28 protein-coding genes are annotated in these 26,316 nt (G+C 70.1%); 20 read left to right on the forward strand and 8 right to left on the reverse strand.

Annotation, left to right across the window (positions count from 1 at the left end; translation table 11 throughout):
- Positions 1–335 precede the first annotated feature (335 nt).
- Positions 336–2,195 carry an AMP-dependent synthetase/ligase gene (locus GQF42_RS25445; RefSeq protein WP_375994955.1) on the forward strand — a complete coding sequence of 620 codons (1,860 nt, stop codon included), beginning with the start codon at positions 336–338 and terminating at the stop codon, positions 2,193–2,195.
- Positions 2,196–2,383: 188 nt separating this feature from the next.
- Positions 2,384–3,301 (forward strand): LysR family transcriptional regulator, encoded by a 918-nt coding sequence (locus GQF42_RS25450; RefSeq protein WP_199272794.1) that lies wholly within the window; start codon positions 2,384–2,386, stop codon positions 3,299–3,301.
- Here GQF42_RS25450 and GQF42_RS25455 read toward each other — a convergent pair.
- The 3 genes from GQF42_RS25455 to GQF42_RS25465 all read right to left on the reverse strand — a co-directional run bounded on the left by GQF42_RS25455 (position 3,251) and on the right by GQF42_RS25465 (position 5,074).
- Complete coding sequence (locus GQF42_RS25455) at positions 3,251–3,901, reverse strand: class I SAM-dependent methyltransferase (protein ID WP_158923588.1); 651 nt, start codon at positions 3,899–3,901, stop codon at positions 3,251–3,253. The two genes, GQF42_RS25450 and GQF42_RS25455, sit on opposite strands and share 51 nt — an antisense overlap.
- Before the next feature lie 91 nt (positions 3,902–3,992).
- Positions 3,993–4,307 (reverse strand): AzlD domain-containing protein, encoded by a 315-nt coding sequence (locus tag GQF42_RS25460; protein ID WP_158923590.1) that lies wholly within the window; start codon positions 4,305–4,307, stop codon positions 3,993–3,995.
- The gene (locus GQF42_RS25465) at positions 4,304–5,074 is read right to left on the reverse strand and encodes an AzlC family ABC transporter permease (protein WP_233273461.1); all 771 of its coding nucleotides are present in this window, start codon (positions 5,072–5,074) and stop codon (positions 4,304–4,306) included. The genes GQF42_RS25460 and GQF42_RS25465 overlap by 4 nt, the downstream gene beginning before the upstream one ends.
- A gap of 69 nt (positions 5,075–5,143) precedes the next feature.
- Between GQF42_RS25465 and GQF42_RS25470 the strand changes: the two genes are divergently transcribed.
- Positions 5,144–5,719, forward strand: a complete 576-nt coding sequence (locus GQF42_RS25470; protein WP_158923592.1) for a helix-turn-helix domain-containing protein — start codon at positions 5,144–5,146, stop codon at positions 5,717–5,719.
- Between the two features lie 136 nt (positions 5,720–5,855).
- On the opposite strand, the gene GQF42_RS25475 is transcribed toward GQF42_RS25470, so the two are convergent.
- The gene (locus GQF42_RS25475) at positions 5,856–6,059 is read right to left on the reverse strand and encodes a cold-shock protein (protein ID WP_003974443.1); all 204 of its coding nucleotides are present in this window, start codon (positions 6,057–6,059) and stop codon (positions 5,856–5,858) included.
- Positions 6,060–6,345: 286 nt separating this feature from the next.
- Here GQF42_RS25475 and GQF42_RS25480 point away from each other — a divergent pair, with 286 nt between their 5' ends.
- From GQF42_RS25480 to GQF42_RS25500, 5 genes are all read left to right on the forward strand, one after another.
- A complete protein-coding gene (locus GQF42_RS25480; protein WP_158923594.1) occupies positions 6,346–7,194 on the forward strand; it encodes a menaquinone biosynthetic enzyme MqnA/MqnD family protein in 849 nt (282 codons plus the stop codon).
- Positions 7,195–7,359: 165 nt separating this feature from the next.
- Positions 7,360–8,088, forward strand: coding sequence for a prepilin peptidase (locus GQF42_RS25485; protein WP_158923595.1), 729 nt, complete (start codon positions 7,360–7,362; stop codon positions 8,086–8,088).
- Positions 8,089–8,158: 70 nt separating this feature from the next.
- Positions 8,159–9,373, forward strand: a complete 1,215-nt coding sequence (mqnC, locus tag GQF42_RS25490; protein ID WP_158923597.1) for a cyclic dehypoxanthinyl futalosine synthase — start codon at positions 8,159–8,161, stop codon at positions 9,371–9,373.
- A 7-nt stretch (positions 9,374–9,380) separates the two neighbouring features.
- Positions 9,381–10,043 (forward strand): imidazolonepropionase-like domain-containing protein, encoded by a 663-nt coding sequence (locus tag GQF42_RS25495; RefSeq protein WP_158923599.1) that lies wholly within the window; start codon positions 9,381–9,383, stop codon positions 10,041–10,043.
- 117 nt (positions 10,044–10,160) lie between these two features.
- Positions 10,161–10,856: a demethylmenaquinone methyltransferase gene (locus tag GQF42_RS25500; protein WP_158923601.1), complete on the forward strand. Its 696-nt coding sequence runs from the start codon at positions 10,161–10,163 to the stop codon at positions 10,854–10,856.
- Position 10,857: 1 nt separating this feature from the next.
- On the opposite strand, the gene GQF42_RS25505 is transcribed toward GQF42_RS25500, so the two are convergent.
- Positions 10,858–11,166: a PASTA domain-containing protein gene (locus tag GQF42_RS25505; RefSeq protein ID WP_158923603.1), complete on the reverse strand. Its 309-nt coding sequence runs from the start codon at positions 11,164–11,166 to the stop codon at positions 10,858–10,860.
- Between the two features lie 110 nt (positions 11,167–11,276).
- Positions 11,277–11,828, reverse strand: coding sequence for a GNAT family N-acetyltransferase (locus GQF42_RS25510; protein WP_158923605.1), 552 nt, complete (start codon positions 11,826–11,828; stop codon positions 11,277–11,279).
- A 97-nt stretch (positions 11,829–11,925) separates the two neighbouring features.
- Here GQF42_RS25510 and GQF42_RS25515 point away from each other — a divergent pair, with 97 nt between their 5' ends.
- Positions 11,926–13,218 carry a geranylgeranyl reductase family protein gene (locus GQF42_RS25515; RefSeq protein WP_158923607.1) on the forward strand — a complete coding sequence of 431 codons (1,293 nt, stop codon included), beginning with the start codon at positions 11,926–11,928 and terminating at the stop codon, positions 13,216–13,218.
- Positions 13,219–13,224: 6 nt separating this feature from the next.
- Here the strand turns inward: GQF42_RS25515 and def are convergent, their stop codons facing one another.
- Both def and GQF42_RS25525 read right to left on the reverse strand, forming a co-directional pair.
- Positions 13,225–13,854, reverse strand: coding sequence for a peptide deformylase (gene def / locus GQF42_RS25520; RefSeq protein WP_158923609.1), 630 nt, complete (start codon positions 13,852–13,854; stop codon positions 13,225–13,227).
- Positions 13,855–14,005: 151 nt separating this feature from the next.
- Positions 14,006–14,824, reverse strand: coding sequence for a C40 family peptidase (locus GQF42_RS25525; RefSeq protein WP_158923611.1), 819 nt, complete (start codon positions 14,822–14,824; stop codon positions 14,006–14,008).
- A 744-nt stretch (positions 14,825–15,568) separates the two neighbouring features.
- Here GQF42_RS25525 and GQF42_RS25530 point away from each other — a divergent pair.
- The 11 genes from GQF42_RS25530 to nuoK are packed head-to-tail and all read left to right on the forward strand — an operon-like array spanning position 15,569 to position 26,311.
- Complete coding sequence (locus GQF42_RS25530; RefSeq protein ID WP_003992243.1) at positions 15,569–15,928, forward strand: NADH-quinone oxidoreductase subunit A; 360 nt, start codon at positions 15,569–15,571, stop codon at positions 15,926–15,928.
- 13 nt (positions 15,929–15,941) lie between these two features.
- Positions 15,942–16,496 carry a NuoB/complex I 20 kDa subunit family protein gene (locus tag GQF42_RS25535; RefSeq protein ID WP_053654534.1) on the forward strand — a complete coding sequence of 185 codons (555 nt, stop codon included), beginning with the start codon at positions 15,942–15,944 and terminating at the stop codon, positions 16,494–16,496.
- The gene (locus tag GQF42_RS25540) at positions 16,493–17,239 is read left to right on the forward strand and encodes an NADH-quinone oxidoreductase subunit C (RefSeq protein ID WP_158923613.1); all 747 of its coding nucleotides are present in this window, start codon (positions 16,493–16,495) and stop codon (positions 17,237–17,239) included. The genes GQF42_RS25535 and GQF42_RS25540 overlap by 4 nt, the downstream gene beginning before the upstream one ends.
- The gene (locus GQF42_RS25545) at positions 17,236–18,576 is read left to right on the forward strand and encodes an NADH-quinone oxidoreductase subunit D (RefSeq protein ID WP_158923615.1); all 1,341 of its coding nucleotides are present in this window, start codon (positions 17,236–17,238) and stop codon (positions 18,574–18,576) included. Before GQF42_RS25540 ends, GQF42_RS25545 begins: the two co-directional genes overlap by 4 nt.
- Positions 18,573–19,355: an NADH-quinone oxidoreductase subunit NuoE gene (gene nuoE, locus GQF42_RS25550; RefSeq protein ID WP_158923617.1), complete on the forward strand. Its 783-nt coding sequence runs from the start codon at positions 18,573–18,575 to the stop codon at positions 19,353–19,355. The genes GQF42_RS25545 and nuoE overlap by 4 nt, the downstream gene beginning before the upstream one ends.
- On the forward strand, positions 19,352–20,701 hold the full coding sequence (nuoF, locus tag GQF42_RS25555; protein WP_199272795.1) for an NADH-quinone oxidoreductase subunit NuoF: 1,350 nt from the start codon (positions 19,352–19,354) through the stop codon (positions 20,699–20,701). The genes nuoE and nuoF overlap by 4 nt, the downstream gene beginning before the upstream one ends.
- A complete protein-coding gene (locus tag GQF42_RS25560; protein ID WP_158923621.1) occupies positions 20,698–23,202 on the forward strand; it encodes an NADH-quinone oxidoreductase subunit G in 2,505 nt (834 codons plus the stop codon). Before nuoF ends, GQF42_RS25560 begins: the two co-directional genes overlap by 4 nt.
- Complete coding sequence (gene nuoH, locus GQF42_RS25565) at positions 23,199–24,563, forward strand: NADH-quinone oxidoreductase subunit NuoH (RefSeq protein WP_158923623.1); 1,365 nt, start codon at positions 23,199–23,201, stop codon at positions 24,561–24,563. Before GQF42_RS25560 ends, nuoH begins: the two co-directional genes overlap by 4 nt.
- The gene (gene nuoI / locus GQF42_RS25570; RefSeq protein WP_158923625.1) at positions 24,556–25,176 is read left to right on the forward strand and encodes an NADH-quinone oxidoreductase subunit NuoI; all 621 of its coding nucleotides are present in this window, start codon (positions 24,556–24,558) and stop codon (positions 25,174–25,176) included. Before nuoH ends, nuoI begins: the two co-directional genes overlap by 8 nt.
- A complete protein-coding gene (locus GQF42_RS25575; protein ID WP_158923627.1) occupies positions 25,173–26,015 on the forward strand; it encodes an NADH-quinone oxidoreductase subunit J in 843 nt (280 codons plus the stop codon). The genes nuoI and GQF42_RS25575 overlap by 4 nt, the downstream gene beginning before the upstream one ends.
- On the forward strand, positions 26,012–26,311 hold the full coding sequence (nuoK, locus tag GQF42_RS25580) for an NADH-quinone oxidoreductase subunit NuoK (protein ID WP_023547474.1): 300 nt from the start codon (positions 26,012–26,014) through the stop codon (positions 26,309–26,311). The genes GQF42_RS25575 and nuoK overlap by 4 nt, the downstream gene beginning before the upstream one ends.
- Positions 26,312–26,316 lie beyond the last annotated feature (5 nt).

Below are 26,316 nucleotides of genomic sequence, written 5' to 3' on the forward strand. Positions count from 1 at the left end.
CTACGTCACACGGTGGAGGGAGGGGTTGTGACCCACCTAACGTGAGCCCCTGTCATAAAACCCACGAGGTTGCACATCCCCGGCCCCGGACCATTCCCGAACCCACACAAGGCCCTCACGGTGGGCCCGTACGATCACCTGGCCTGACCGTCGGTAACCCCCTTCTGCGGCCTGCCGCCGGTGAACGCGTCGGCGTGTGAGGCACGTACGTCATGCAGTCGGCAGCGCGCCGCCGCACGCAAGAGGAGCCGCCCGTGTCCAGCCCGTTCCCGAACGCCCCCGTCTCCTCCGCCGCGCCCGTCTCCGCCACCGACTACGACGGCCGCCCGGTCCTCGTGGAACCCTGGGTGCAGCGGCTGGACGGCGTCGTACGGGAGGTGCACGTACCGCCGTTCGCGCCGGCGGTCACCCATGGCTCCCTCGCGGACCTGCCGTTCGAGAACGCCGAGAGCGCCCCGGCCTCCGTCGTGCTCAGCCGCCGTCTGCCCGACGGCCGTTGGGCGGACGTGACGGCCGCGGACTTCGCAGCGCAGGTGCTCGCGGTGGCCAAGGGGCTGATCGCCGAGGGGCTGGTATCGGGCGACCGCATCGCCGTCATGGCCCGCACGCGCTACGAATGGACGCTGCTGGACTTCGCCGCCTGGGCGGCCGGGCTCGTCACCGTGCCCGTCTATCCGACGTCCTCCGTCTTCCAGACCCGCTGGATCCTGCACGACTCCGGCGCCGTCGCCCTGATCACCGAGACCGCCGCCGAGGCCGCCGCCATCGGACCCGAGCTGCAGCACCTGCCCGACCTGCGCCATGTGTGGGTGATGGACAAGGAGCACGTGACCCGGCTGGCGGAAGCGGGCGTGCAGGTGCCGGACGGTGAAGTCGCCGTTCGGCGCGGCATGCTGGGCCCGGCCACCCTCGCCACACTCATCTACACCTCCGGCACCACCGGCCGCCCCAAGGGCTGCGCCCTGTCGCACGGCAACTTCTTCGCCGAGGTCGACAACGCCATCGAGCTGCTCCACCCGGTCTTCAAGGCGCAGGACGAGAGCCCGTCGGTGCTGCTGTTCCTGCCGATGTCCCATGTGTTCGGGCGCATGGTCGCCATCGCCTGCGTGCGGGCCCGCGTGCGCCTCGGGCACGCCCCGAGCCTCGCCGCCGACGACCTGCTGCCGGACCTGGCGGCCTTCCGGCCGACCGCGCTGCTGACCATTCCGTACATGCTGGAGAAGGTCTACAACTCGGCCCGCGCGAAGGCCGAGTCGGGCGGCCGGGTCGCCGTCTTCGACCGGGCGGAGGCCGTCGCCCTGCGCTACGGCGAGGCGCTGGAAGCCCGGCAGACCGGCGCCGGCGCCGGCCCGAGCCGCTCGCTGAAGACGGCCCGCGGCTTCTACGACCCGCTCGTCTACCGCAAGATCCGCTCCGCCATGGGCGGTCGCGTCCGGCACGTCATCTGCGGCGGCTCCCCGCTCGGCCGGCGCCTCGCCGCGTTCTACGCAGGCGCCGGCATCGAGATCTTCGAGGGGTACGGGCTGACCGAGACCACCGCCGCCACGACCGTCACCCCGCCGCTCAAGCCGCGCCTCGGCACGGTCGGCTGGCCGCTGCCCGGCACCCGGGTGCGGATCGCCGCCGACGGCGAGATCCTCGTCGCAGGCGACCACGTCCTGCGCGGCTACTGGGATCCGCAGGCCGGCGGTGTCGTGCCCGCGACCCGCGACGGCTGGCTGGCGACCGGCGACATCGGCGAGCTGGACGACGAGGGCTACCTCACCATCACCGGCCGCAAGAAGGAGCTGCTGATCACGGCGGGCGGCAAGTCGGTGGCTCCGGCCCCGCTGGAGAACTGGCTGCGCCAGCACCCGCTGATCTCCCAGGTCATGCTGGTCGGCGACGGCCGTCCGTTCGTCTCCGCGCTGATCACCCTCGACCCCGATGGCGTCACCCACTGGCGCCAGATGATCGGCAAGCACCCGGTGCCACCGGAACTGCTGGTCGGGGACCCGGAGTTGGAAGCGGTGCTGCAACGCGCGATGGACGAGGCCAACAAACTGGTCTCGCGCCCCGAGTCCATCCGCCGTTTCGCCGTACTGCCGAGGGACTTCACCGAGTACGAGGGCCACCTCACCCCCTCGATGAAGCTGCGCCGCGAGCAGATCATGCGGGACTTCGCACCGGAGGTGGAGGGGCTGTACGGGGGCTGACCGGCCGGTGTGCCGAAGGGTCGGCACCCGCTCCTCGCCCGGTTCACGCCTCGGTCCGGACGCATGGCGTGATGCGGGAGCGGGTTGCCGCCTGGGTCGGTTGCGGCCCGCCATGGATCCTCGTACGGGCTTCGAGCCCAGTCAATCCTTGGGTTTCCTCAACAAACCCAAGTGCTAGCTTGGGTGTTGTGACTCTCGACGACCTGCGTGTGTTCGTGGCCGTGTGCCGCGCGGGCAGCCTCAGCGCGGTCGCCCGTGACCTCGGCTGTACCCAGTCCGCCGTCAGCCAGCACGTGAAGCGGCTGGAACGGGAGACCGCGGTGACCCTGCTGGAGCGCCAGCCGCGCGGGGTCGTGCCGACGCAGGCCGGGCGGATCCTGGAGGCCGCGGCGGCCGAGGGCATCTCCGGGCTCGATCTCGCCGTACGGCAGCTGCGCGATCTGCTCGACGGACACAGCGGGCACGTCCGCGTGGCCACCGGCGCCACCACCGTGCGGCACTTCATGTCCGACGCGGTCGTGGCCTTCCGCCGCCGCCATCCCAAGGTCAACCTGGAGTTCCGGACCGTCAGTTCGGGCCGGGGCACCTTCGACGCGCTCGCCGACGGCACCCTCGACCTCGCCTGGATCACCCTCGGCCCGCCGGTGCGGGGCATCGAGCAGCGGGCCGTGGTCGAGCTGCCGTGGGTGCTCGCCGTCCCGGCCGACGACCCGCTGGCCGCGCGGTCCCGGCTGGACCCCGGCGACCTGGCCGACGTCCCGCTCATCCGGCTGCCGCCGAACTCCGCCTCCGCCGCCCATCTGGACGCCGCCTGCGCCGAGTCGGGCGTCCGCTTCGGCTACGACGCCTCGGTGGCCGACTGGGACACCGCGCTGCTGCTGGCCGAACTGGGCGCGGGCCGGGCGGTCGTCCCCGCCGTGCCCGGCCTGCCCGTCCCCGGCGAGGGCCCCCTGCGCCTGATCCCGCTCCCGGGACTGCGACCGCTCCCGGTCGGCTGGGCAGTGCGCCGCTGGGACGCGCTCAGCCCGCCGGCCCGGGCTTTCGCGGACTCCCTGCTAGGCGGCTTTCCGGGCGAACAGGAAGGCCTGGGGAACCTTCTCGGCTAGGCGCTCCTCCGGCTCGCGGACCGTGCGGGACACGAGGGTGAAGCCGGCGGCCGTGAGCAGCTCGGCCATGTCGTCGGGGCGGCGGCGCAGGAAGTCCAGGGTCACCGGGTGGCCGAAGGGGCGCTCCAGGCGCAGCGGCTCCCGGCCGGCCTGGAACGCGAGCAGCAGCAGGCCGCCGGGGGCGAGGACCCGGTGGAACTCCGCGAAGAGAGCCGGGAGTTGATCCGTCGGGGTGTGGATCGACGAGTACCAGGACAGAACCCCGGCGAGCGCGCCGTCCGGCAGGTCGAGTTCCAGCATCGAGCCCTGCTCGAACCGCAGTCCGGGGTTCTCGCGCCGGGCGACCGCCAGCATGGACGCGGACAGGTCGAGCCCGAAGACGTCGAGTCCGAGCGAGGCGAGCCGCGCGGTGGTCCGGCCGGGACCGCAGCCGAGGTCGGCCACCGCGCCGCCCGGCCCCACCAGCTCGGCATACAGCCCGAGCAGGGTGCGCTCCAGCGGCCGGTGCGTCAACTCCCCCTGGAAATGGTCGGCGTAGTCGTCGGCGATGGCGTCGTAGAAGGTGCGCGTGGAGGTCAGGAAGTCCTGGGTGTCGGTCATGAGCAGGGACCGTAGTGGGGCCCACTGACAACCTGCCGGGCCGTCAACCTGCCCGGTCGTCGACAGGCTTGGCCGGGTGGGCGGGCAGAGGTCAGGCGACCCCGGCCACCCGCAGCAGCGCCGTCGTCGCAGCCGCCCCCACGACCACCACGACGAACGGTGCTCTCCGCCACGCCAGCAGGCCCGCCACCAGCACCCCGGCCGGCCGGGCCCACCCCGCGAAGCCGCCGCCCTCGGTCAGCGCCCCCGTGGCCAGCAGGGCGACGAGCAGGACCACCGCCCCGGCCGAGGCCAGCTCCTGCATGCGCGGCGGGACCGTCACCCGGCCATGCAGCACCGGCCCCACCAGCCGGAAGGCGTACGTGCCGGCGGCGAGCGCCAGGATCACGACGACCGTGGTGTTCATACGGCAGCCTCCTTCCGGGCCGGACGGCGATGGAGGAACAGTCCGGCCAGCGCCAGCAGCACCGGCACCCCGGCCGGCACGGCGGGCGTGATCGCCAGGGCGAGGGCGGCGCCGAGCAGGGCGCAGCGCCGTACCCTCGCGTCCGCGCGCAGCGCGGGCAGGACCAGGGCCACCAGGACGGCCGGGAAGGCGGCGTCCAGCCCGTAGCGCGCGGTGTCACCGAGCGCTCCGCCCGCCAGCGCTCCGGCCAGTACGCCGATGTTCCACACGGCGAACAGCCCGAGCCCCGAGATCCAGAACGCCCGCCGCTGCCGTACCGGATCACTCTGGGCGAGGGCGAAGGCGACCGTCTCGTCCGTGACGAGGTGCGCGCCCAGGAAGCGGGCCGCGCGGCCCGTGCCGAGGATCTCCGCCACGGCCAGGCTGAACGCGGCCGTGCGGGTGTTGAGCAGCAGCCCGGTGGCCACGGCCGCGAACGGACCGCCCCCGGCGAGCAGCACACCGACCGCGCTGAACTGGGCCGAGCCGGCGTACACCACCAGGGACATCAGTACCGGCACCCACAGCGGCAGGCCGCCCGCGACGGAGACGGCGCCGAAGGAGACGCCGACGATGCCGCTGGCCAGCCAGACGAGCGAGCTGTCGCGGAGCAGGGACCGGTCGGGGGACCGGCCGAAGGAGCGCGCGCCGGCACGGTCGCCGGCGCGGGCGCCGCCGCGGTCGTCGGGCGTGCCGGGTTCCCCCGATGTTCGTTGTACCGAACGCATGTTTCCTACAATGGACAGCACACCCCTTGTTCGTCAAGGCGAACGATCGTACTGATGGAGCGAACGATCATGACCGAGTCGCCCGCCCGGACCCCCGACCGGCTCCCGATGGAGTGGATCGCCGCGTCCCTCAAGCGCGAGCGCGCCCGTGCCGGGCTGTCCCTGTCCGAACTGGCCAAGCGCGCGGGGATCGCCAAGTCCACGCTGTCCCAGCTGGAGGCCGGGAGCGGGAACCCGAGCGTGGAGACGATCTGGGCGCTGGGCGTCGCGCTGGGCGTCCCGTTCGGCACGCTGGTGGAGCCGCCGACGCAGAGCGTCCAGGTGATCCGCGCCGGCGAGGGCCCGGGCGTCGCCTCCGAACAGGCCAGCTTCGTCGGCACGCTGCTGTCGGCGTGCCCGCCCGGGGCCCGGCGGGACATCTTCCAGATCCGCGCGGAACCGGGTTCGGCCCGCGAGGCGGAGCCGCACATCCCGGGCACGGTGGAGCATCTGATCGTCGGCACGGGGCGGGTGAAGGCGGGCCCTTCCGGAGAAGAGGCCGAGCTGGCTCCCGGCGATTACATGACGTACCGGGGGGATGTCGCCCACTCCTACCAGGCGTTGGCACCGGACACGACGTTCGTTCTGATCATGCAGCACACGTAGGGAATTCGTCAGGAATTCACCGGGCGCCACGGTGGACCCCACGGCCGGCGCTGCGGCCGGAAAAGGCAGGAGTCCCGTCGCCTTGCGGCGCGGGACTCCTTGGGTACTGCACTCAGGTTCTGCGATCAGGCAGTGATCAGACGGGGGTGACGTTCTCCGCCTGCGGACCCTTCGGGCCCTGCGTCACGTCGAAGGAGACCTGCTGGTTCTCCTCGAGCGAGCGGAAGCCCTGCGCGTTGATCGCGGAGTAGTGAACGAAGACGTCGGGGCCGCCGCCCTCCTGGGCGATGAAGCCAAAGCCCTTTTCGGCGTTGAACCACTTAACGGTTCCGGTAGCCATAAGCCCTCCTTGGGCTCAAAAGGGTTGCCCTGCTCCAGAACCTGCACGTGCGAAACGGTGCTGCACAACTGCATTCGTCTGAAAACGACGAGAGCCCGCGGTCACATGCTCCGCAGGCTCTGTACTGCAAGGGAAACCAAACTGCAACTTGCGGCGAGCCTAGCATGCAGGCAGCCGAATGCAATAGAGGTCAAGATCACTTCACCCGGATGTTTGAACCTCTGCTGGTCCGTTCGACGGGTGGGTCGGTCTCAGCACCGTACCGCACGGGGTCTACTGTCGCGATGTGGACAATTCCCGCACCCGGCCGCGCGTCGGCCACATCCAGTTCCTGAACTGCCTGCCCCTTTACTGGGGGCTCGCACGAACCGGCACGCTCCTCGACCTCGAGCTGACCAAGGACACCCCCGACAAGCTCAACGAGAAGCTGGTGCGCGGCGACCTCGACATCGGGCCCATCACCCTCGTCGAGTATCTGAAGCACGCCGACGACCTCGTCGCCTTCCCCGACATCGCCGTCGGCTGCGACGGCCCCGTCATGTCCTGTGTGATCGTCTCGCAGGTCCCCCTGGACCGCCTGGACGGCGCCCGGGTCGCCCTCGGCTCGACCTCGCGCACCTCGGTCCGGCTCGCCCAGCTCCTGCTCGCCGAGCGCTACGGCGTCCAGCCCGACTACTACACCTGCCCGCCCGACCTCAGCCTGATGATGCAGGAGGCCGAGGCGGCCGTGCTGATCGGGGACGCGGCACTGCGCGCCAACCTGCACGACGGCCCGCGCTACGGCCTCACCGTGCACGACCTCGGCCAGATGTGGAAGGAGTGGACCGGCCTGCCGTTCGTCTTCGCGGTCTGGGCCGCCCGCCGGGACTACCTCGAGCGTGAACCCCACATCACCCGCAAGGTCCATGAGGCCTTCCTCGACTCCCGCAACGTCTCCCTCGAGGAGGTCACCAAGGTCGCCGAACAGGCGGCCCGCTGGGAGACCTTCGACGAGGCGACCCTGGCGCAGTACTTCACCACTCTCGACTTCAGCTTCGGCGCCTCGCAGCTGACGGCCGTGGCCGAGTTCGCCCGCCGGGTCGGCCCGTCGACCGGTTTCCCGGCGGACGTGAAGGTGGAGCTGCTGACGCCGTAGCGGAACCGGGCACCCTGCCCTCGTCCGCGTGGCGTGGGTGGCGTGGGTGGTGCGGGCCGGGGATCCACGCCATGCCGGCCGTCCGAGCGGGGTAGGGACCCGGCATGGTGCGATGCGTGCGTCACGTCCGTCAGGGGCGTCGACGGGGGTGGGGAGCGTGACCGGGTGAGCGCGGTGGACTCGGCGGCGCTCGCCGCGCTGTGGGGCGGGCCGGCCGGGGCCCTGCTGCCCCGCGCCGCCTACCGTTTCGCCGTACCGTCCGGCGAGCCCTGGCGGGAGCGGTGCCCGGCCGGCCACCCGGTCCGGGGCTGGGTCGGCCGTACCGGATGCGGCGCGTGCGGGGGAGCGGGACAGCGTGCCGGGCTCCTGCCTGCCGTGCTCGCCACCGCCCTGACCTGTGCCGTGCTCGGCGCCGCCACCGGCGCCCGTCCCGAACTGGCGGTCTGGCTGCTGCTCGCGCCCGTCGGGGTGCTGCTGGCCGTGGTGGACGTCCGGGTGCGGCGGCTGCCCGACCCACTGACCCTGCCGCTCGCCCCTGCCGCCCTCGCCCTGCTGGGCCTCGCCGCCCTGCTGCCCGGCCATGCCGGCCACTGGCCCACCGCGCTCTACGGCGCCCTCGCGCTCGGCGCCGGCTACTACGCGCTGTACCGCATCAACCCGGCCGGCATGGGCTTCGGCGATGTGAAACTGGCGGTCGGCATGGGCGCCGTACTCGGCTGGTACGGCTGGTCCACCGTGCTGTTCGGTGCCTTCGCCGGTTTCCTGCTGGGCGCGCTGTACGGCGCAGCGCTGGTGCTGACCCGGCGGGCCGGGCGCAGATCGGCGATCCCGTTCGGTCCGTTCCTGCTGTCCGGTGCCCTCCTCGGGCTGCTGCTCGGTGCGCACGCGGCCTGACGTCCGCCGGGCGAAACGCCTGGCGTAGGCTGGTTCGGTCCGTCCACACCCCTTGAGGAAAGGGAGCCCGGTGACCGAGAAGGCCGACCTCGTCTCTTTTGATGTCACAGCCGTGCTCGACCGTGCCGCAGCGGGCGGACGCATCACGCCCGAGGAAGCCCTCGTCCTCTACCGGGACGCGCCGTTGCATGCGCTGGGCGCGGCGGCGGACGCGGTGCGCCGTCGTCTGTACGCGGGCAGCGAGCACATCGCGACGTACATCATCGAGCGGAACATCAACTACACGAACGTGTGTGTCACGGCGTGCAAGTTCTGTGCCTTCTACGCGGCGCCCAAGGACACCGCGAAGGGCTGGACCCGCGATCTGGACGACATCCTGCGCCGGTGCGCGGAGACGGTCGAGCTGGGCGGTACCCAGATCATGTTCCAGGGCGGCCACCACCCGGACTACGGCGTGGAGTACTACGAGAAGCACTTCAAGGCCATCAAGGACGCCTTCCCGCAGCTGGTGATCCACTCGCTGGGCGCGTCCGAGGTCGAGCACATGGCCCGGATCAGCGGGGTGTCGGTCGAGGAGGCCATCACCCGGATCCACGAGGCCGGTCTCGATTCCTTCGCGGGCGCCGGCGCGGAGTTGCTCCCCGAGCGGCCCCGCAAGGCGATCGCGCCGCTGAAGGAGTCCGGTGAGCGCTGGCTGGAGATCATGGAGGCCGCGCACCGGCTGGGCGTGGAGTCGACCTCCACGATGCTGATGGGCACCGGCGAGACGAACGCGGAGCGGATCGAGCACCTGCGGATGATCCGGGACGTGCAGGACCGCACGGGCGGTTTCCGGGCGTTCATCCCGTACACGTACCAGCCCGAGAACAACCACCTCAAGGGCCGTACGCAGGCGACGCTGTTCGAGTACCTGCGGATGATCGCGATCGCCCGGCTGTTCCTGGACAACGTCCGGCACATCCAGGGCTCGTGGCTGACCACGGGCAAGGAGGTCGGCCAGCTGTCGCTGCACTACGGCGCGGACGACCTGGGCTCGATCATGCTGGAGGAGAACGTGGTCTCCTCGGCCGGTGCCAGGCACCGTTCCAACCGTCTGGAGATCATCGACCTGATCCGCAAGGCGGGCCGCGTCCCGGCGCAGCGCGCCACGACGTACGAGCACCTCGTCGTGCACGACGACCCGGCGAACGACCCCGTCGACGACCGCGTCGTCTCCCACATCTCCTCCACGGCCATCGAGGGCGGCACCGCCCACCCCGAGCTGAAGCTGCTGACGTCCAACTGAGCGGCCGGTGCTGACGATTCACGCCGCCCCGCTGGTACTCCCGGTGGGCGCGGCACCCGTCGCGGACGGGGCCGTCGTGGTGGACGGCGACCGGATCACGGCCGTCGGGCCGTACGAGGTGGCCGTCGCCGCGGCGCCGGAAGCCAGGGTGCGGCGGTGGCCGGGTGTGCTCACACCGGGCCTGCGCCAGTGGCACGCGCTGTGGCTGCTGCGCCGCTGTTACCACCCCGACCCGCGCGAAGCCGACGAGCTGGGCGAACTGCCGCTGTGGGGCGAGCGGTTGACCGCCCTGGGCGACCTCACCGAGACCCGCTGGGCGGGCAGTGTCCGGCGCGGTGTGCAGCGGATGCTGCGGTACGGCACGACGGCGGTCGCGTCCCCGGGGGCACGCTTCGCCGATCCGCTGGTGGCCACGGCCGTCGCCCGGTCCGGGCTGGCCGTCGTCGGTGTCCGGGGTGCCCCCGGCATGCTGCTGGGCGAGCGTCCCGACCTCGACCCGTTCGCCGAGGGGCACGACCTCGCCGGCACGGTCCACGGCCCCCTGACCGTCGGCGGCCGGGCCGACCTGGCCGTGTTCGACGTGCCCGACGAGTCGGCCCTGAAGGAGCGCGGCGCGGTGACCTGCGTGGCGACCGTACTGGGCGGCCGGCTGGTGTACCGGAGCCGCTGACGGGGCTCGACCGGAGCACCTCTGCCCGAACGCCCCCGAACCCGGCTGGGTGGAGGACGCGGCGGCACGCAGGAAGCCCCGGCCTTTCCCGTGGGACCGGGCTGCAACAATGGGTGGGTGACCCGCGCTTCCCTGAACAAGCAGCCGCACGAAGTCGCCTCGATGTTCGACGACGTGGCGGAACGGTACGACCTGACGAACGCCGTGCTCTCGCTCGGCCAGGACCGGCGCTGGCGCAAGGAGGTGGCGAGGGCGGTCGACGCACGTCCCGCGCAGAAGGTCCTCGACCTCGCGGCCGGTACGGCCACCTCCTCGCTGCCCTTCGCCCGGACCGGCGCGTACGTCGTCCCCTGCGACTTCTCGGTCGGGATGCTCCAGGTCGGCAAGAACAAGCACACCTGGCTGCCGTTCACGGCCGGGGACGCGACGAAGCTGCCGTTCAAGGACGACACCTTCGACGCCGTCACGATCTCCTTCGGGCTGCGCAACGTCCAGGACTTCGACGCGGCCCTGCGCGAGATGTACCGGGTGACCCGGCCCGGTGGTCGCGTGGTGATCTGCGAGTTCTCGACCCCGACCTGGGCGCCGTTCCGCACCGTCTACACCGAGTACCTGATGCGGGCGTTGCCGCCGGTCGCGCGCGCGGTCTCCTCGAACCCGGACGCCTACGTCTACCTCGCCGAGTCCATCCGTGCCTGGCCCGATCAGCCCGCCCTTGCCGAACGGCTGCGCAAGGCGGGCTGGTCGAAGGTGGCGTACCGCAACCTCACCGGCGGCGTGGTCGCGCTGCACCGGGGCTTCAAGGAGAGCTGACCTAGCGGTCGATCATCTCGAAGGTGTCGCCCGGCTCGCCGAGTTCACGCTGCATCCCGCCGCTCGGCGGGCGCGGGATGCGTGGCTCTCGCACGCCTCCGCCGCCCTCGCCCTCGCCGAAGTCGAACCACACGTACACCATCGAGTCCGGCGGCACCTCGGCACCGGGCTGCGGATACTGGCGTACGACGTAGTCGACGACGGCGAGGTGGAAGTCGGGGCGGTCCGGCGCGTTGAGGAACAGGCCCCGCGCCTGGGCCGTTTCGCGCGCGTCCACGGCCATCAGTCCGACCAGCCGTGGTACACGCACTTCAGGTGTTTTGGGTGTTATGCGCACAGATGTCACCCCCAGCGGTACTGGAAGGGTAACCCCCTGCCTGCCCCACCCGGAAGGCGCCGGTGTCTTTCTGTAGTAGACGACTACTCTGCGTCAGTGGCCGCCAGGGTGAGGTCGCCGGGGCGGGAGCCGAGGGAGAGCCGGAAGCAGAGCGCCGGCTCGTCCAGGGTCGGGTGCGGATAGGTCTCCGCCGGCCGCATGCCGAGCCGCCGGGTCACCGCGATCGACCGCTCGTTGCCCGGCCGGACCATCGCCACCACCTCCGGCACCCCGGCCGCCCGCACCCGCGTCAGCGTCTCGCGCGCGGCCGCGGTGACGTACCCCCTGCCCCAGTGCGCCCGGCCGAGCCGCCAGCCGATCTCGACCTCCCCGACCGGGCCCCAGTCCGGCCGCCAGGGCTGGGCGCCGGTGAAACCGATGACCTCGCCGGCCTCGTCCAGCAGCGTCCACAGGCAGAAGCCGTGCTCGGCGTCGTGCCGCCGCTGCCTCGCGGTGAGTTCCTCGTAGACGGACAGGGCGGCCCGTCTGCCGCCGTAGAACTCCATGACCTCGGGATCGTCGAAGACCCGGTGCCAGGCGACCGCGTCCTCGTGCGTGGGGACGCGCAGCCGTACCGCGGGGAGAGGTCGGTTCACAGGGCAGCCCTTCAGCCGGGTGATCAATTCTGCTGAATAGACTGCCCATGTCCAGTGCCGGTCGGCACGCAGAATTCGAACTTGGGGAGATCCCGCCGTGACCGTCGTGAAGGAGCCCCTCGCCGAGAACACCGCCGACGTGATCGTCGTCGGCGCGGGGCCAGCCGGCTCCACGACCGCGTACCACCTCGCCAAGGCCGGTCTCGATGTCCTGCTGCTGGAGAAGACCGAGTTCCCGCGCGAGAAGGTCTGCGGCGACGGCCTGACACCGCGCGCGGTGAAGCAGCTCGTGGCCATGGGCATCGACATCTCCGAGGAGGCCGGCTGGCTGCGCAACAAGGGTCTGCGCATCATCGCCGGCGGCACCCGCCTCCAGCTGGACTGGCCGGATCTCGCCGCGTACCCGAACTACGGACTGGTCCGCAAGCGCGACGACTTCGACGAGCAGCTCGCCCACAACGCCCAGAAGGCCGGCGCCCGCCTCTACGAGCGCTGCAACGTGAGCGGTCCGGTCATCGACGACCGCACCGGCCGTATCACCGGCGTCACCGCCAAGCTCGGCGAGGAGAAGCGCGAGGTCACCTTCCACGCTCCGCTCGTCGTCGCCGCCGACGGCAACTCCACCCGGCTCTCCCTCGCGATGGGCCTGCACCGCCGCGAGGACCGCCCCATGGGCGTCGCGGTGCGCACCTACTTCACCTCCCCCCGTCACGACGACGACTACCTGGAGTCCTGGCTGGAACTGTGGGACCGCCGCGGCCCGCAGGACCGTCTGCTGCCCGGCTACGGCTGGATCTTCGGCATGGGTGACGGCACGTCCAACGTCGGCCTCGGCGTGCTCAACACCTCCGCCTCCTTCAAGGACCTGGACTGGCGCGAGGTTCTCAAGGCCTGGTGCGCCTCCATGCCCGAGGACTGGGGCTACACCCCCGAGAACATGACCGGCCCGATCCGTGGCGCCGCCCTGCCCATGGCCTTCAACCGCCAGCCGCACTACACGCGCGGGCTGCTGCTCGTCGGTGACGCCGGCGGCCTGGTGAACCCCTTCAACGGCGAAGGCATCGCCTACGCCATGGAGTCCGGGCAGATCGCCGCCGACGTCATCGTCCAGGCCCACGCGCGGGCCACGCCCGCCCAGCGCGAGATCGCCCTGCAGCGCTACCCGCGCGTCCTCAAGGACACCTACGGCGGCTACTACACCCTCGGCCGCGCCTTCGTGAAGCTCATCGGCAACCCCAAGGTCATGAAGATCGCCGCCGAGCGCGGCCTCACGCACCCGCTGCTGATGAAGTTCACCCTCAAGCTCCTCGCGAACCTCACCGACCCCACGGGCGGCGACGCGATGGACCGCATCATCAACGGCCTGAGCAAGGTGGCCCCCAAGGCGTAGCCCTCTCTAGTAGCGGCTCAGTTCCTCGGCTCGCTCGGACCGGCGGGCGAAGACCTCGTCCCGCCGGTCCGCCATCTGCCGCAGCGCGGCCTTCTTCTCCCGCTTGGAGAGCCGGTCCAGGTAGATGTACCCGTGGGTGTGGTCGGTCTCGTGGGCCAGACACCGGGCGAAGTATCCCGTTCCCCGGATGACGAGCGGATTGCCGTCCTTGTCCTGCCCGCGCACGACGGCCCGGTCCAGCCGCGGTACGGCCATCACGGCGCCCGGCACCGACAGGCAGCCCTCGCCCTCGTCGATCAGCCGACGCCCGACCACCGCAAGCGACTCCAGCACGGGATTGACGATGTGTCCGACATGTCGGATTCCCTCGTCATCGGGGCAGTCGTACACGAACAGGCGCAGATCGACGCCCACTTGGTTGGCCGCCAGCCCCGCCCCCTCGGCGACGTACATGGTGCGGAACATGTCGTCGATGAGCGCGGCGAGGTCGGGCCCGAACTCCGTGACGTCCCGGCACGGCTTGTGCAGCACCTCTTCACCGACCTCGGTGATCCGGCGCAGCGCGCCACGCCCGGACTCGGGGGCGTAGCGCGGGTAGCGGTCGGCGGGACTTCCCTGGACGAACACGCGTGGCATCGCGCGGTCTCCTTCACTCGTGTACGGACCGCCGTTCGACGGCCCGAACCGAGCATGTCAGGAGGGACCGGCCCGCCGGGCCGGAAACGGCGCAAGGGCCGCTGCCCTCGAGTGGCTGCGGCCCTGTACGCGTGAGTGGTGCGTGGTGCGCTCAGAGCACCCGCACGGCGCCGGTCGGCGGGTCGTACGACAGCGGGTGCTCCCCGACGCCGCTGGAGGGGTTCTGCGCGCCGACGAACATGCCGTCGCCCACGTACACCGCGACGTGGTACGCGCTGCCCGCGCTGCCCCAGTACAGGATGTCGCCCGGCTGGAGGTTGCTCAGCGAGACCTGGGTGCCCGCCGTCGACTGGTCCTGGGAGACGCGCGGCAGGCTGACGCCCACCTGCTTGAAGGCCGTCTGCACCAGCCCGGAGCAGTCGTAGGCGGACGGCCCGGTGGCACCGGAGACGTACGCCTTGCCGATCTGCGCCTCCACAAAGCTGATCACGGCCGCGGCCGAACCGGTCGCCGTGGAGGAGCCGGTGGAGGTGGAGGAGGAGCCGGTGCTCGACGACGCGGAGAGGGTCGTGCGCTCCGCGTTGCGCGAGGCGCGCGCGGCGGCCTCCTTGCGAGCGGCCTCGTCGGCCTGCTTCTTGGCGTCGGCAGCCTTCTGCTTCGCCTCGGCGAGGTCCGCCTTGGCCTGCTTTGCGGCATTCGCGGCGGCGGCGTCACGCTCGGCCTGCAGTTGGTAGTTCGCGGCGGCCTGCTGCGTGGCGTCGGCGGACTGAGCCGCCTGGGCGGCCAGGTCGGCCGTGAGGGTGGGCAGTTCGAGGGTCTGCGTCACCGGCTCGGCCGCGTTCGCCGAGCCGGACGCACCGGCGACTGCCAGGGTGCCGAGGACGCCACCGGCAACTCCGGCCCGCATCGCGAGGGTCGACGCGCTGCGGCGGGGCTTCCGGTGGCTGCGTATGTGAGCGGTGTGGGACATGGGAACAACCGGTATCAGGGGCTCCTTCATATCTTCAAGAAACGTGTGCTGCGCCACAGTTGCTCAATCGAGACCGAGAAACCCGGGCGTGTCGCTCTTTATTGACGCCGTAACGGACATTGCGGACGGTCGCGATCAAGCCCTTGATCACGCTCTTTGATCATTACGCCCGAATTGCCCCCGACCTACCACTGGTTGGGATGATTGGCCAAGCCCGGTTCCCGGAGGCCTCTCGCCAGTGTGGCGGAGGTCACGGAACGGTTACCGGAAGGCCCGCGTCCTGCGCTCGCGGAGCTAGTGAACGCGTGCACGCGTCCGGTCCCGCGTCCACATCCCGCTCCGTGCTCCCTCTGATGTGTGAATGCGTCCCACTATCAGGGACTGGCGCCCAGTGCCAATTTGCATGCAAGCGAAGTCTCTTGATATTGAGACGACCCTTCCGGCCTGCGACGACGAGCCAGAATGTCACTTCTGGTGATCAACTGAACGCTTCGCGTATGAAGATCACTCATCATCCGACTTCATGATCCTTCGTCAGGTGGTGGAGATCACAAAGCTTGTGGAATACCCCGTGTCGCAGATCACAGAGCGGCGGGCATAAGATGCGAGGCAGTTGGGCTTGTGACCTGCTTCACATGTTCTCGATCTTCGCCCGGGACGAGCGGGGCTCGTGGGACCGGTGAGGCGGGTGTGGGCCCTGTGCAACCGCCAGCAGTCAGCGCCGACTGAGAGGAGCGAGGAGCGGTGAACGCGTATGCGCCCATCCTCGTACTGGGAGCCCTCGGGGCAGGCTTTGCGATCTTCTCCGTGGTCATGGCCACGCTGATCGGTCCGAAGCGGTACAACCGCGCCAAGCTCGAGGCCTACGAGTGCGGCATCGAGCCGACCCCCACGCCGGCCGGCGGCGGGCGCTTCCCCATCAAGTACTACCTGACGGCGATGCTCTTCATCGTCTTCGACATCGAGATCGTCTTCCTCTACCCCTGGGCCGTCACCTTCGACGCCCTGGGGATCTTCGGGCTCGTGGAGATGCTGCTCTTCGTGCTCACCGTCTTCGTCGCGTACGCGTACGTATGGCGGCGCGGCGGCCTGGAATGGGACTGAGGGGCTTATAGACATGGGACTCGAAGAAAAGCTGCCGAGCGGCTTCCTGCTGACCACCGTCGAGCAGGCCGCGGGCTGGGTGCGCAAGGCGTCCGTCTTCCCCGCCACCTTCGGCCTGGCCTGCTGTGCCATCGAGATGATGACCACCGGCGCCGGCCGTTACGACCTGGCGCGCTTCGGCATGGAGGTCTTCCGCGGCTCACCGCGCCAGGCCGACCTGATGATCGTCGCCGGCCGGGTCAGCCAGAAGATGGCGCCGGTGCTCCGGCAGGTCTACGACCAGATGCCCAACCCCAAGTGGGTGATCTCCATGGGCGTCTGCGCCTCCTCGGGCGGCATGTTCAACAACTACGCCATCGTCCAGGGCGTCGACCACATCGTCCCGGTCGACATCTACCTCCCGGGCTGCCCGCCGCGCCCCGAGATGCTGATGGACGCGATCCTCAAGCTCCACCAGAAGATCCAGACCTCCAAGCTCGGCGTGAACGCCAAGGAGGCCGCCCGCGAGGCGGAGGAGGCCGCGCTCAAGGCCCTGCCCACGATCGAGATGAAGGGGCTGCTGCGGTGACCGACGCGAACGGCAACGCCAACGGCGTCAACCCCGAGAAGGACCTCTCGGCCTCCAACCTCCCCGGCCGGCGCGGCCAGGGCGGTGAGGAGATCCGCGTCCAGCACGGCATGTTCGGCGCCGTCAACGGCGGCGACACCTCCGGCTACGGCGGACTCGTCCGCTCGGTCCGCCTCCCGGGACCGGCGAGCCGGCCCTACGGCGGCTGGTTCGACGAGGTCGCCGACGAACTCGAGGGCGCCCTGGAGGAGCAGGGGCTCCTCCCGGACAACGCCATCGAGAAGACGGTCGTCGACCGCGACGAGCTGACCTTCCATGTCGAGCGCGAGCACCTGGTCCGCGTCGCCCGCACCCTGCGCGACGACCCGGCCCTGCGCTTCGAGCTGTGCACCGGCGTCAGCGGCGTCCACTATCTCCACGACAAGGGTCGCGAGCTGCACGCCGTCTACCACCTGCGCTCGATCACCCACAACCGGCTGATCCGCCTCGAAGTCAGCGCCCCGGACGCCGACCCGCACATCCCGTCGCTGGTCGGCGTCTACCCGACCAACGACTGGCACGAGCGCGAGACCTACGACTTCTTCGGCATCGTCTTCGACGGGCACCCGGCCCTGACCCGGATCATGATGCCCGACGACTGGCAGGGCCACCCGCAGCGCAAGGACTACCCCCTCGGCGGCATCCCCGTCGAGTACAAGGGCGCCCAGATCCCGGCTCCGGACCAGCGGAGGTCGTACTCGTGAGCACGCAGGAAGCATCCGCGGCCGACGCCGCATCGGCGCGCGAGACCACCGAGGGCACCGTATATACGGTCACCGGTGGCGACTGGGACGAGATCGTCCAGTCCGCGACCCGCGCCGACGACGAACGCATCGTCGTCAACATGGGTCCCCAGCACCCGTCCACCCATGGAGTGCTCCGCCTCATCCTGGAGATCGAGGGCGAGACGGTCACCGAGGCCCGCTGCGGCATCGGCTATCTGCACACCGGCATCGAGAAGAACCTCGAGTTCCGTACGTGGACGCAGGGGACCACCTTCGTCACGCGCATGGACTACCTGACGTCCTTCTTCAACGAGACGGCCTACTGTCTCGCCGTGGAGAAGCTCCTCGGCATCGAGGACCAGATCAGCGAACGCGCCAAGATCATCCGGGTGCTTCTGATGGAGCTGAACCGGCTCTCCTCCCACCTGGTGTGCATCGCCACCGGCGGTATGGAGCTGGGCGCCACCACCATCATGATCTACGGATTCCGTGATCGTGAAATGATTCTCGATCTCTACGAGCTGATCACGGGCCTGAGGATGAACCACGCGTACATCCGCCCCGGCGGACTCGCCCAGGACCTGCCGCCCGGCGCGGTGGACCAGATCCGCGAGTTCGTGAAGAAGATGAAGAAGAACCTCCCGGAGTACGACAAGCTCGCCACCGGGAACCCCATCTTCAAGGCCCGCATGCAGGACATCGGCTACCTGGACCTGGCCGGCTGCATGGCCCTCGGCGCCACCGGCCCGATCCTGCGCTCCGCCGGCCTGCCGCACGACCTGCGCAAGGCACAGCCGTACTGCGGCTACGAGACCTACGACTTCGAGATCCCGACCGCCGACACCTGCGACGCCTACGGCCGCTTCCTGGTCCGCCTGGAGGAGATGCGCCAGTCGCTCGGCATCGTCGAACAGTGCCTGGACCGGCTCCAGCCCGGACCGGTCATGGTCGCCGACAAGAAGATCGCCTGGCCCGCCCAGCTCGCCCTGGGACCGGACGGACTCGGCAACTCCCTGGACCACATCAAGAAGATCATGGGCACCTCCATGGAGGCCCTGATCCACCACTTCAAACTCGTCACCGAGGGCTTCCGTGTCCCCCCGGGACAGACGTACGCGGCCGTCGAGTCCCCCAAGGGCGAACTCGGCGTGCACGCCGTCTCCGACGGCGGCACCCGCCCCTACCGGGTCCACTTCCGCGACCCGTCCTTCACCAACCTGCAGGCCATGGCGGCGATGTGCGAAGGCGGCCAGGTCGCCGACGTGATCGTCGCCGTCGCGTCCATCGACCCCGTGATGGGAGGCGTCGACCGGTGACCACCTCTTCTTCGGAGCGGGGCGTCAGCCTGGGCATGCCCGAGCTGCCCGCGCCCGCCTACCCGGACGACGTCCGGGCCCGGCTGGAGGCGGACGCGCGCGACATCATCGCGCGCTACCCGGACTCCCGCTCCGCCCTGCTTCCGCTGCTCCACCTCGTGCAGGCGCACGAGGGCCATGTCACGCGCACCGGAATGCAGTTCTGCGCGAACATGCTGGACCTGACCACGGCCGAGGTCACCGCCGTCGCCACCTTCTACACCATGTACCGGCGCCGGCCCTCCGGCGACTACCAGGTCGGCGTGTGCACCAACACGCTGTGCGCGGTGATGGGCGGCGACGAGATCTTCGAGACCCTCCAGGAACACCTGGGCGTCGGCAACGGTGAGACCACCGATGACGGCAAGGTCACCCTGGAGCACATCGAGTGCAACGCGGCCTGCGACTTCGCGCCGGTCGTGATGGTCAACTGGGAGTTCTTCGACAACCAGACGCCCGGCACCGCCAAGCGCCTGGTCGACGATCTGCGCGCGGGACGGCCCGTGCAGCCCACGCGCGGGGCACGGCTGTGCACCTTCAAGGAGACCGCGCGGATCCTGGCCGGCTTCCCCGACGAGCGGCCCGGGGCCGTCGAGGAGGGCGGCAGTGCGGGACCCGCGTCGCTGGTGGGCCTTCGCCTGGCAAGGGGAGAGGCCGCACCCGCGCGCGTGGTCCATCCGCGTGCACAGGAACCCGAGGATGCGCCGTCCGCCGGCCAGGCCACAGAGGAGGGGGAGTGATGACCGTGGCAGCCGAACTCAAGGACACCAGCCCCGAGAAGCTGCTCGCACCCGTGCTGTCGGCCTTCTGGGACGAGGACCGGTCCTGGACTCTGGACGTCTACCGGAGGCACGAGGGGTACGAGGGGCTGCGCAAGGCCCTCGCCATGTCACCGGACGACCTGATCGCGTACGTCAAGGACTCCGGGCTGCGAGGCCGCGGCGGCGCGGGATTCCCGACCGGAATGAAGTGGCAGTTCATTCCCCAGGGTGATGGAAAACCGCACTATCTAGTTGTCAACGCCGACGAGTCGGAGCCAGGGACCTGCAAGGACATCCCGCTCCTCTTCGCGAACCCGCACAGCCTCATCGAGGGCATTGTGATCGCGTGCTATGCCATCAGGTCGTCGCATGCCTTCATCTATCTGCGTGGTGAAGTCGTCCCGGTTCTGCGGCGGTTGCACGAGGCCGTGCGCGAGGCCTACGCGGCGGGCTACCTCGGCGAGAACATCCTGGGCAGCGGACTCGATCTCGACGTCACCGTGCACGCGGGCGCCGGCGCGTACATCTGCGGTGAGGAGACCGCACTGCTCGACTCGCTCGAAGGCCGCCGTGGTCAACCGCGGCTGCGTCCTCCTTTCCCTGCCGTCGAAGGGCTCTATGCCTGCCCGACTGTTGTGAACAACGTCGAGTCGATCGCGTCGGTTCCCGCCATCCTGAAAAACGGGAAAGACTGGTTCAGGTCGATGGGCAGCGAGAAGTCCCCCGGCTTCACGCTCTACTCGCTCAGCGGCCACGTCGCGAGCCCCGGCCAGTACGAGGGCCCGCTCGGCATCACGCTGCGCCAGCTCCTCGACATGAGCGGCGGGATGCGCCCCGGCCACCGCCTCAAGTTCTGGACACCGGGCGGCTCCTCGACGCCGATGTTCACCGACGAGCACCTCGACGTCCCCCTTGACTACGAGGGAGTCGGCGCCGCGGGTTCCATGCTCGGGACGAAGGCCCTGCAGTGCTTCGACGAGACGACCTGCGTGGTGCGGGCGGTGACCCGCTGGACCGAGTTCTACGCCCACGAGTCCTGCGGCAAGTGCACACCGTGCCGCGAAGGGACCTACTGGCTGGTGCAGTTGCTGCGGGACATCGAGGCAGGCAAGGGCACCATGTCCGACCTCGACAAGATCGCCGACATCGCCGACAACATCAACGGCAAGTCGTTCTGCGCCCTCGGCGACGGCGCCGCGGCCCCGATCGCCTCCTCGCTGAAGTACTTCCGCAAGGAGTACGAGCAGCACATCACGGGCCGGGGCTGCCCCTTCGACCCGGCCAAGTCGACGGCCTGGGCGGACCGCCCGGAGGTGAACGCATGACCGTGACCACCAACGCCCCCGGCGCCGGGGGAGAGGCGGCGGTCCCACCGCAGGACCTCGTCACGCTGACGGTCGACGGCGTGGAGATCAGCGTGCCCAAGGGCACCCTGGTCATCCGCGCCGCCGAACAACTCGGCATCGAGATCCCGCGGTTCTGCGACCACCCCCTCCTCGATCCCGCCGGCGCCTGCCGCCAGTGCATCGTCGAGGTCGAGGGCCAGCGCAAGCCGATGGCATCCTGCACCATCACCTGCACCGACGGCATGGTGGTGAAGACCCAGCTCACCTCGCCGGTCGCCGAGAAGGCCCAGCACGGCGTGATGGAACTGCTCCTCATCAACCACCCGCTGGACTGCCCCGTCTGCGACAAGGGCGGCGAGTGCCCGCTGCAGAACCAGGCCATGTCGCACGGCAACGCCGAGTCCCGCTTCGACGGAAAGAAGCGGACCTACGAAAAGCCCGTACCGATCTCCACCCAGGTCCTGCTCGACCGCGAGCGGTGCGTACTGTGCGCCCGCTGCACCCGGTTCTCCAACCAGATCGCGGGCGACCCGATGATCGAACTGCTGGAGCGGGGCGCCCTGCAGCAGGTCGGCACCGGCGAGGGCGACCCGTTCGAGTCGTACTTCTCCGGCAACACCATCCAGATCTGCCCGGTCGGCGCCCTGACCTCGGCGGCCTACCGGTTCCGCTCCCGCCCCTTCGACCTCATCTCCTCGCCGTCCGTGTGCGAGCACTGCTCCGGCGGCTGCGCCACCCGCACCGACCACCGGCGCGGCAAGGTCATGCGACGGCTCGCCGAGAACGACCCCGAGGTCAACGAGGAGTGGATCTGCGACAAGGGACGCTTCGCGTTCCGGTACGCGCAGCTGAAGGACCGGCTCGAGACCCCGCTGGTGCGGGACGCCGACGGCGTCCTCGCGCCCGCCTCCTGGCCGGAGGCGCTGGACGCGGCCGCACGCGGGCTGAACACCGCCCGCTCGCGGGCCGGCGTCCTCATCGGCGGCCGGCTGACCGTCGAGGACGCCTACGCCTACAGCAAGTTCGCGCGCGTGGCACTGGACACCAACGACATCGACTTCCGCGCGCGCGTGCACAGCGGCGAGGAATCCGACTTCCTGGCGTCCCGGGTGGCAGGCCGCGGCCGAGACCTCGACGGTACGGGCGCCACGTACACCTCTTTGGAGAAGGCGCCCGCCGTCCTGCTGGTCGGCTTCGAGTCGGAGGAGGAGGCGCCCGGCGTCTTCCTGCGGTTGCGCAAGGCCTGGCGGGGGCGCAAGCAGAAGGTGTTCGCGCTGGGTACGCACGCGACCCGGGGCCTCGAGAAGGCGGGCGGCATCCTGCTGCCGGCCGCGCCCGGTACCGAGACCGAGTGGCTGGACGCCCTCGGCAGCGGTGTCGGTCTGGAGGAACCCGGCACGCGCGCGGCGGAGGCGTTGCGCGGCGAAGGGGCGGTCATCGTCGTCGGCGAGCGGCTCGCCTCGGTGGCGGGCGGCCTCACCGCCGCCGTACGTGCCGCCGCCGCGACCGGCGCCGAGCTGGTGTGGATCCCGCGCCGGGCCGGTGAGCGAGGTGCCGTCGAGGTGGGCGCGCTGCCGTCGCTGCTGCCGGGCGGACGTCCCGCGACCGACCCGCGCGCGCGTGAGGAGGTCGCCGCGGCCTGGGGGCTCTCCGAACTCCCACTGCGCTACGGCCGCGACACCCATCACATCCTCGAGGCCGCCGCCACCGGTGAGCTGTCGGCCCTCGTCGTCGCCGGCGTGGAGGTCGCCGACCTGCCCGACCCGGCACGCGCGCGTGAGGCACTGGACAGCGTCGGGTTCCTTGTCTCGCTGGAGCTTCGGCCCAGCGAGGTCACCGAACACGCCGACGTCGTTCTGCCGGTCGCCGCGGTCGCCGAGAAGGCGGGCACCTTCCTCAACTGGGAAGGCAGGGTGCGCTACTTCGACGCCGCGCTCAAGCCCGAGCAGATGACCCGCCGCCTCGCGCCGACCGACGCGCGCGTGCTGCAGATGCTCGCCGACGCCATGGACGTCCACCTGGGCCTGCCCGATCTGCGCACCACGCGCGCGGAGATCGACCGGTTCGGCTCCTGGGACGGCCCGCGCGCCACCGAGCCCCACGAGTCCGCGGGCGTATTGCCGCGTCCGGCCGTCGGCGAGGCCGTACTCGCCGGGCACCGGCTGCTGCTCGACCAGGGCGTCCTCCAGCAGGGTGACGAGGCACTCGCCGGCACCCGGCACGCCGCACGCGCGCGTGTGTCCGCGGCGACGGCAGCCGAAGCGGGCGTCAAGGACGGCGACGTCCTCGCCGTCACCGGCCCGGTCGGCACGGTCGCGCTCCCGCTCCAGGTCACCGAGATGCCCGACCGGGTGGTCTGGCTCCCGCTGAACTCCGTCGGCACCGGCGTCGCCTCCGACACCGGGGCACAGCCCGGAACCCTCGTCCGCATCGGCCCGGCGGCAGTCGCCGAAGACGCCCCCAAGGAGGTGGAGGCATGAGCCCGTACCTCGCCGCTGAAAACCTCTCGATGTTCGGCCGCGACCCCTGGTGGCTGGTCGTCGTCAAGGCCGTCTTCTGCTTCGCCTTCCTGATGGTGACCGTGCTGTTCTCCATCGTCTGGGAGCGCAAGGTCGTCGCCTGGATGCAGCTGCGCATCGGCCCCAACCGGCACGGCCCCTGGGGCATGCTCCAGTCGCTCGCCGACGGTGTGAAGCTGATGCTCAAGGAAGACGTCATCGTCAAGCGCGCCGACAAGGCGGTCTACATCCTGGCGCCGATCGTCGCGGCCATCCCGGCCTTCATGGCAATCGCGGTGATCCCCTTCGGCCCGGCCGGCAACGAGATCTCGATCTTCGGTCACCGCACCACGATGCAGCTCACCGACCTGCCGATCGCGATGCTCTACATCCTCGCGGTCGCCTCCGTCGGCATCTACGGCATCGTCCTTGCGGGTTGGAGTTCTGGATCCACCTACCCGCTCCTCGGCGGCCTGCGCTCCTGCGCGCAGATGATCTCCTACGAGATCGCCATGGGTGCCGCGTTCGCCTCGGTGTTCCTGTACTCGGGGTCGATGTCGACGTCCACCATCGTGGAACAGCAGCACGACCGCTGGTACATCCTGCTGCTGCCGGTCTCCTTCATCATCTACATCGTCACGATGGTCGGCGAGACCAACCGCGCCCCCTTCGACATGCCGGAGTCCGAGGGCGACCTGGTCGGCGGCTTCAACACCGAGTACTCGTCCATCAAGTTCGCGATGTTCATGCTCGCCGAGTACGTGAACATGGTGACGGTCTCGGCCGTCTCCACCACCCTCTTCCTCGGCGGCTGGCGTGCCCCCTGGCCGATCAGCGCCTTCTGGGAGGGTGCCAACCACGGCTGGTGGCCGCTGCTCTGGTTCGTGATCAAGGTCCAGCTGCTGCTGTTCTTCTTCATCTGGCTGCGCGGCACGCTCCCACGGGTCCGCTACGACCAGCTGATGAAGCTCGGCTGGAAGGTCCTCATCCCGGTCTCCGTGACCTGGCTGATGCTGGTGGCGACCGTACGGGCCCTGCGCAACGAGCACTACGACTTCGCCGACATCGCCCTCTACGTCGGCGGTGGCATCCTCGCCCTGCTGTTGCTCTCCTTCGTCGCCGACATGTTCCGCGAGAAGGGGAAGACGGCCGAGGAGCCCGCCGTGCAGGAGGCCGGATTCGACCCGATGGCGGGCGGATTCCCCGTGCCGCCGCTGCCCGGACAGGAACTGCCGCCGGTGCCGAGGCGTCGCCCCCGCCGCGAGCACGAGCTGATTGTCAGTGGCGGGTCGGACACTGTCAGTGACGGATTGTCGGAGGGAAAGGAGACGTCCGATGGCTGAGGAGCCCAAGGAGACCAAGCCCGGTTTCCTGAACCCCGTCGCCGGCTTCGGCGTGACCTTCAAGGCCATGTTCAAGAAGCGGCTGACCGAGCAGTACCCCGAGCAGAAGAAGACCACGGCCCCGCGGTTCCACGGACGGCACCAGCTCAACCGCCATCCGGACGGCCTGGAGAAGTGCGTCGGCTGCGAGCTGTGCGCCTGGGCCTGCCCCGCCGACGCGATCTACGTGGAGGGCGCCGACAACACCGACGAGGAGCGCTACTCGCCGGGCGAGCGGTACGGCCGCGTCTACCAGATCAACTACGCCCGCTGCATCCTGTGCGGCCTGTGCATCGAAGCGTGCCCCACGCGCGCGTTGACGATGACCAACGAGTTCGAGCTGGCCGACTCCAGCCGCGCGAACCTCATCTACACCAAGGAGCAGCTGCTCGCCGGGCTCGAGGAGGGCATGGTCGACACGCCCCACGCGATCTTCCCGGGGACGGACGAGCAGGACTACTACCGCGGCCTGGTGACCCAGGCCGCGCCCGGCACCGTACGGCAGGTCGCCGTCTCCAAGGGCGAGAAGCCCGAGGACCGCGACCAGGACCAGGGTCGGGAGGTGGACGCATGAGCCCGCAGCTCGCCGCCTACACCACCTCCACCGGTGAGGCCGTCCAGTTCTGGGTGCTCGCCACGGTCGCGGTGGTCGGCGCCCTGGGCACCGTCTTCATGAGGAAGTCCGTGCACAGCGCGCTCTCCCTCGCCGGAACCATGATCGTCCTGGCGGTGTTCTACCTCGCCAACGGCGCGTACTTCCTGGGCATCGTGCAGATCGTCGTCTACACGGGCGCGATCATGATGCTGTTCCTGTTCGTGGTGATGCTCGTCGGCGTGACGGCCGCGGACTCGCTGAAGGAGACCATCAAGGGCCAGCGCTGGCTGGCCCTTCTGTGCGGGGTCGGCTTCGGCGTCCTGCTCTTCGCCGGCATTGGCAACGCCTCCCTGAAGGAGTTCAACGGCACCGGCCAGGCGAACGCGAACGGCAACGTGGAGGGCCTTGCCTCCCTCATCTTCACCAAGTATGTCTTCGCCTTCGAAATCACCGGCGCTCTGCTGATCACGGCCGCGGTCGGCGCCATGGTGCTCACGCACCGCGAGCGCACCGAGCGCGCCAAGACCCAGCGCGAACTGTCCGAACAGCGCATCCGCGAGGGCAAGCACGTCCCGCCGCTGCCCGCCCCCGGTGTCTACGCCCGGCACAATGCCGTGGACATCGCCGGTCTGCTGCCCGACGGCACGCCGTCCGAGCTGACCGTCAACAAGACGCTGCGCGAGCGCGGCCAGATCCGTGACGTCTCGGCGGAGGCACTCAGCGACCTGCGGGCGCTGGAGCAGCGCGCGGAGGAGCGCCTGGAGCGCACGGAGATCGAACCGGCGACGTTCAAGCGGTCCGAGGAGGCGTCGAAGTGAACCCGGTCAACTACCTCTACCTCGCCGCTCTGTTGTTCACGATCGGCGCGACCGGTGTCCTGATCCGGCGCAACGCCATCGTGGTCTTCATGTGCATCGAGCTGATGCTGAACGCCTGCAACCTCGCGTTCGTCACCTTCTCCCGGATGCACGGCAACCTCGACGGCCAGATCATCGCGTTCTTCACGATGGTCGTCGCCGCCGCGGAGGTCGTGGTGGGCCTCGCGATCATCGTGTCGCTGTTCCGTACCCGCCACTCGGCCTCGGTCGACGACGCCAGCCTGATGAAGCTGTAAGGGGT

Source organism: Streptomyces broussonetiae (assembly GCF_009796285.1).
Classification (GTDB): domain Bacteria; phylum Actinomycetota; class Actinomycetes; order Streptomycetales; family Streptomycetaceae; genus Streptomyces; species Streptomyces broussonetiae.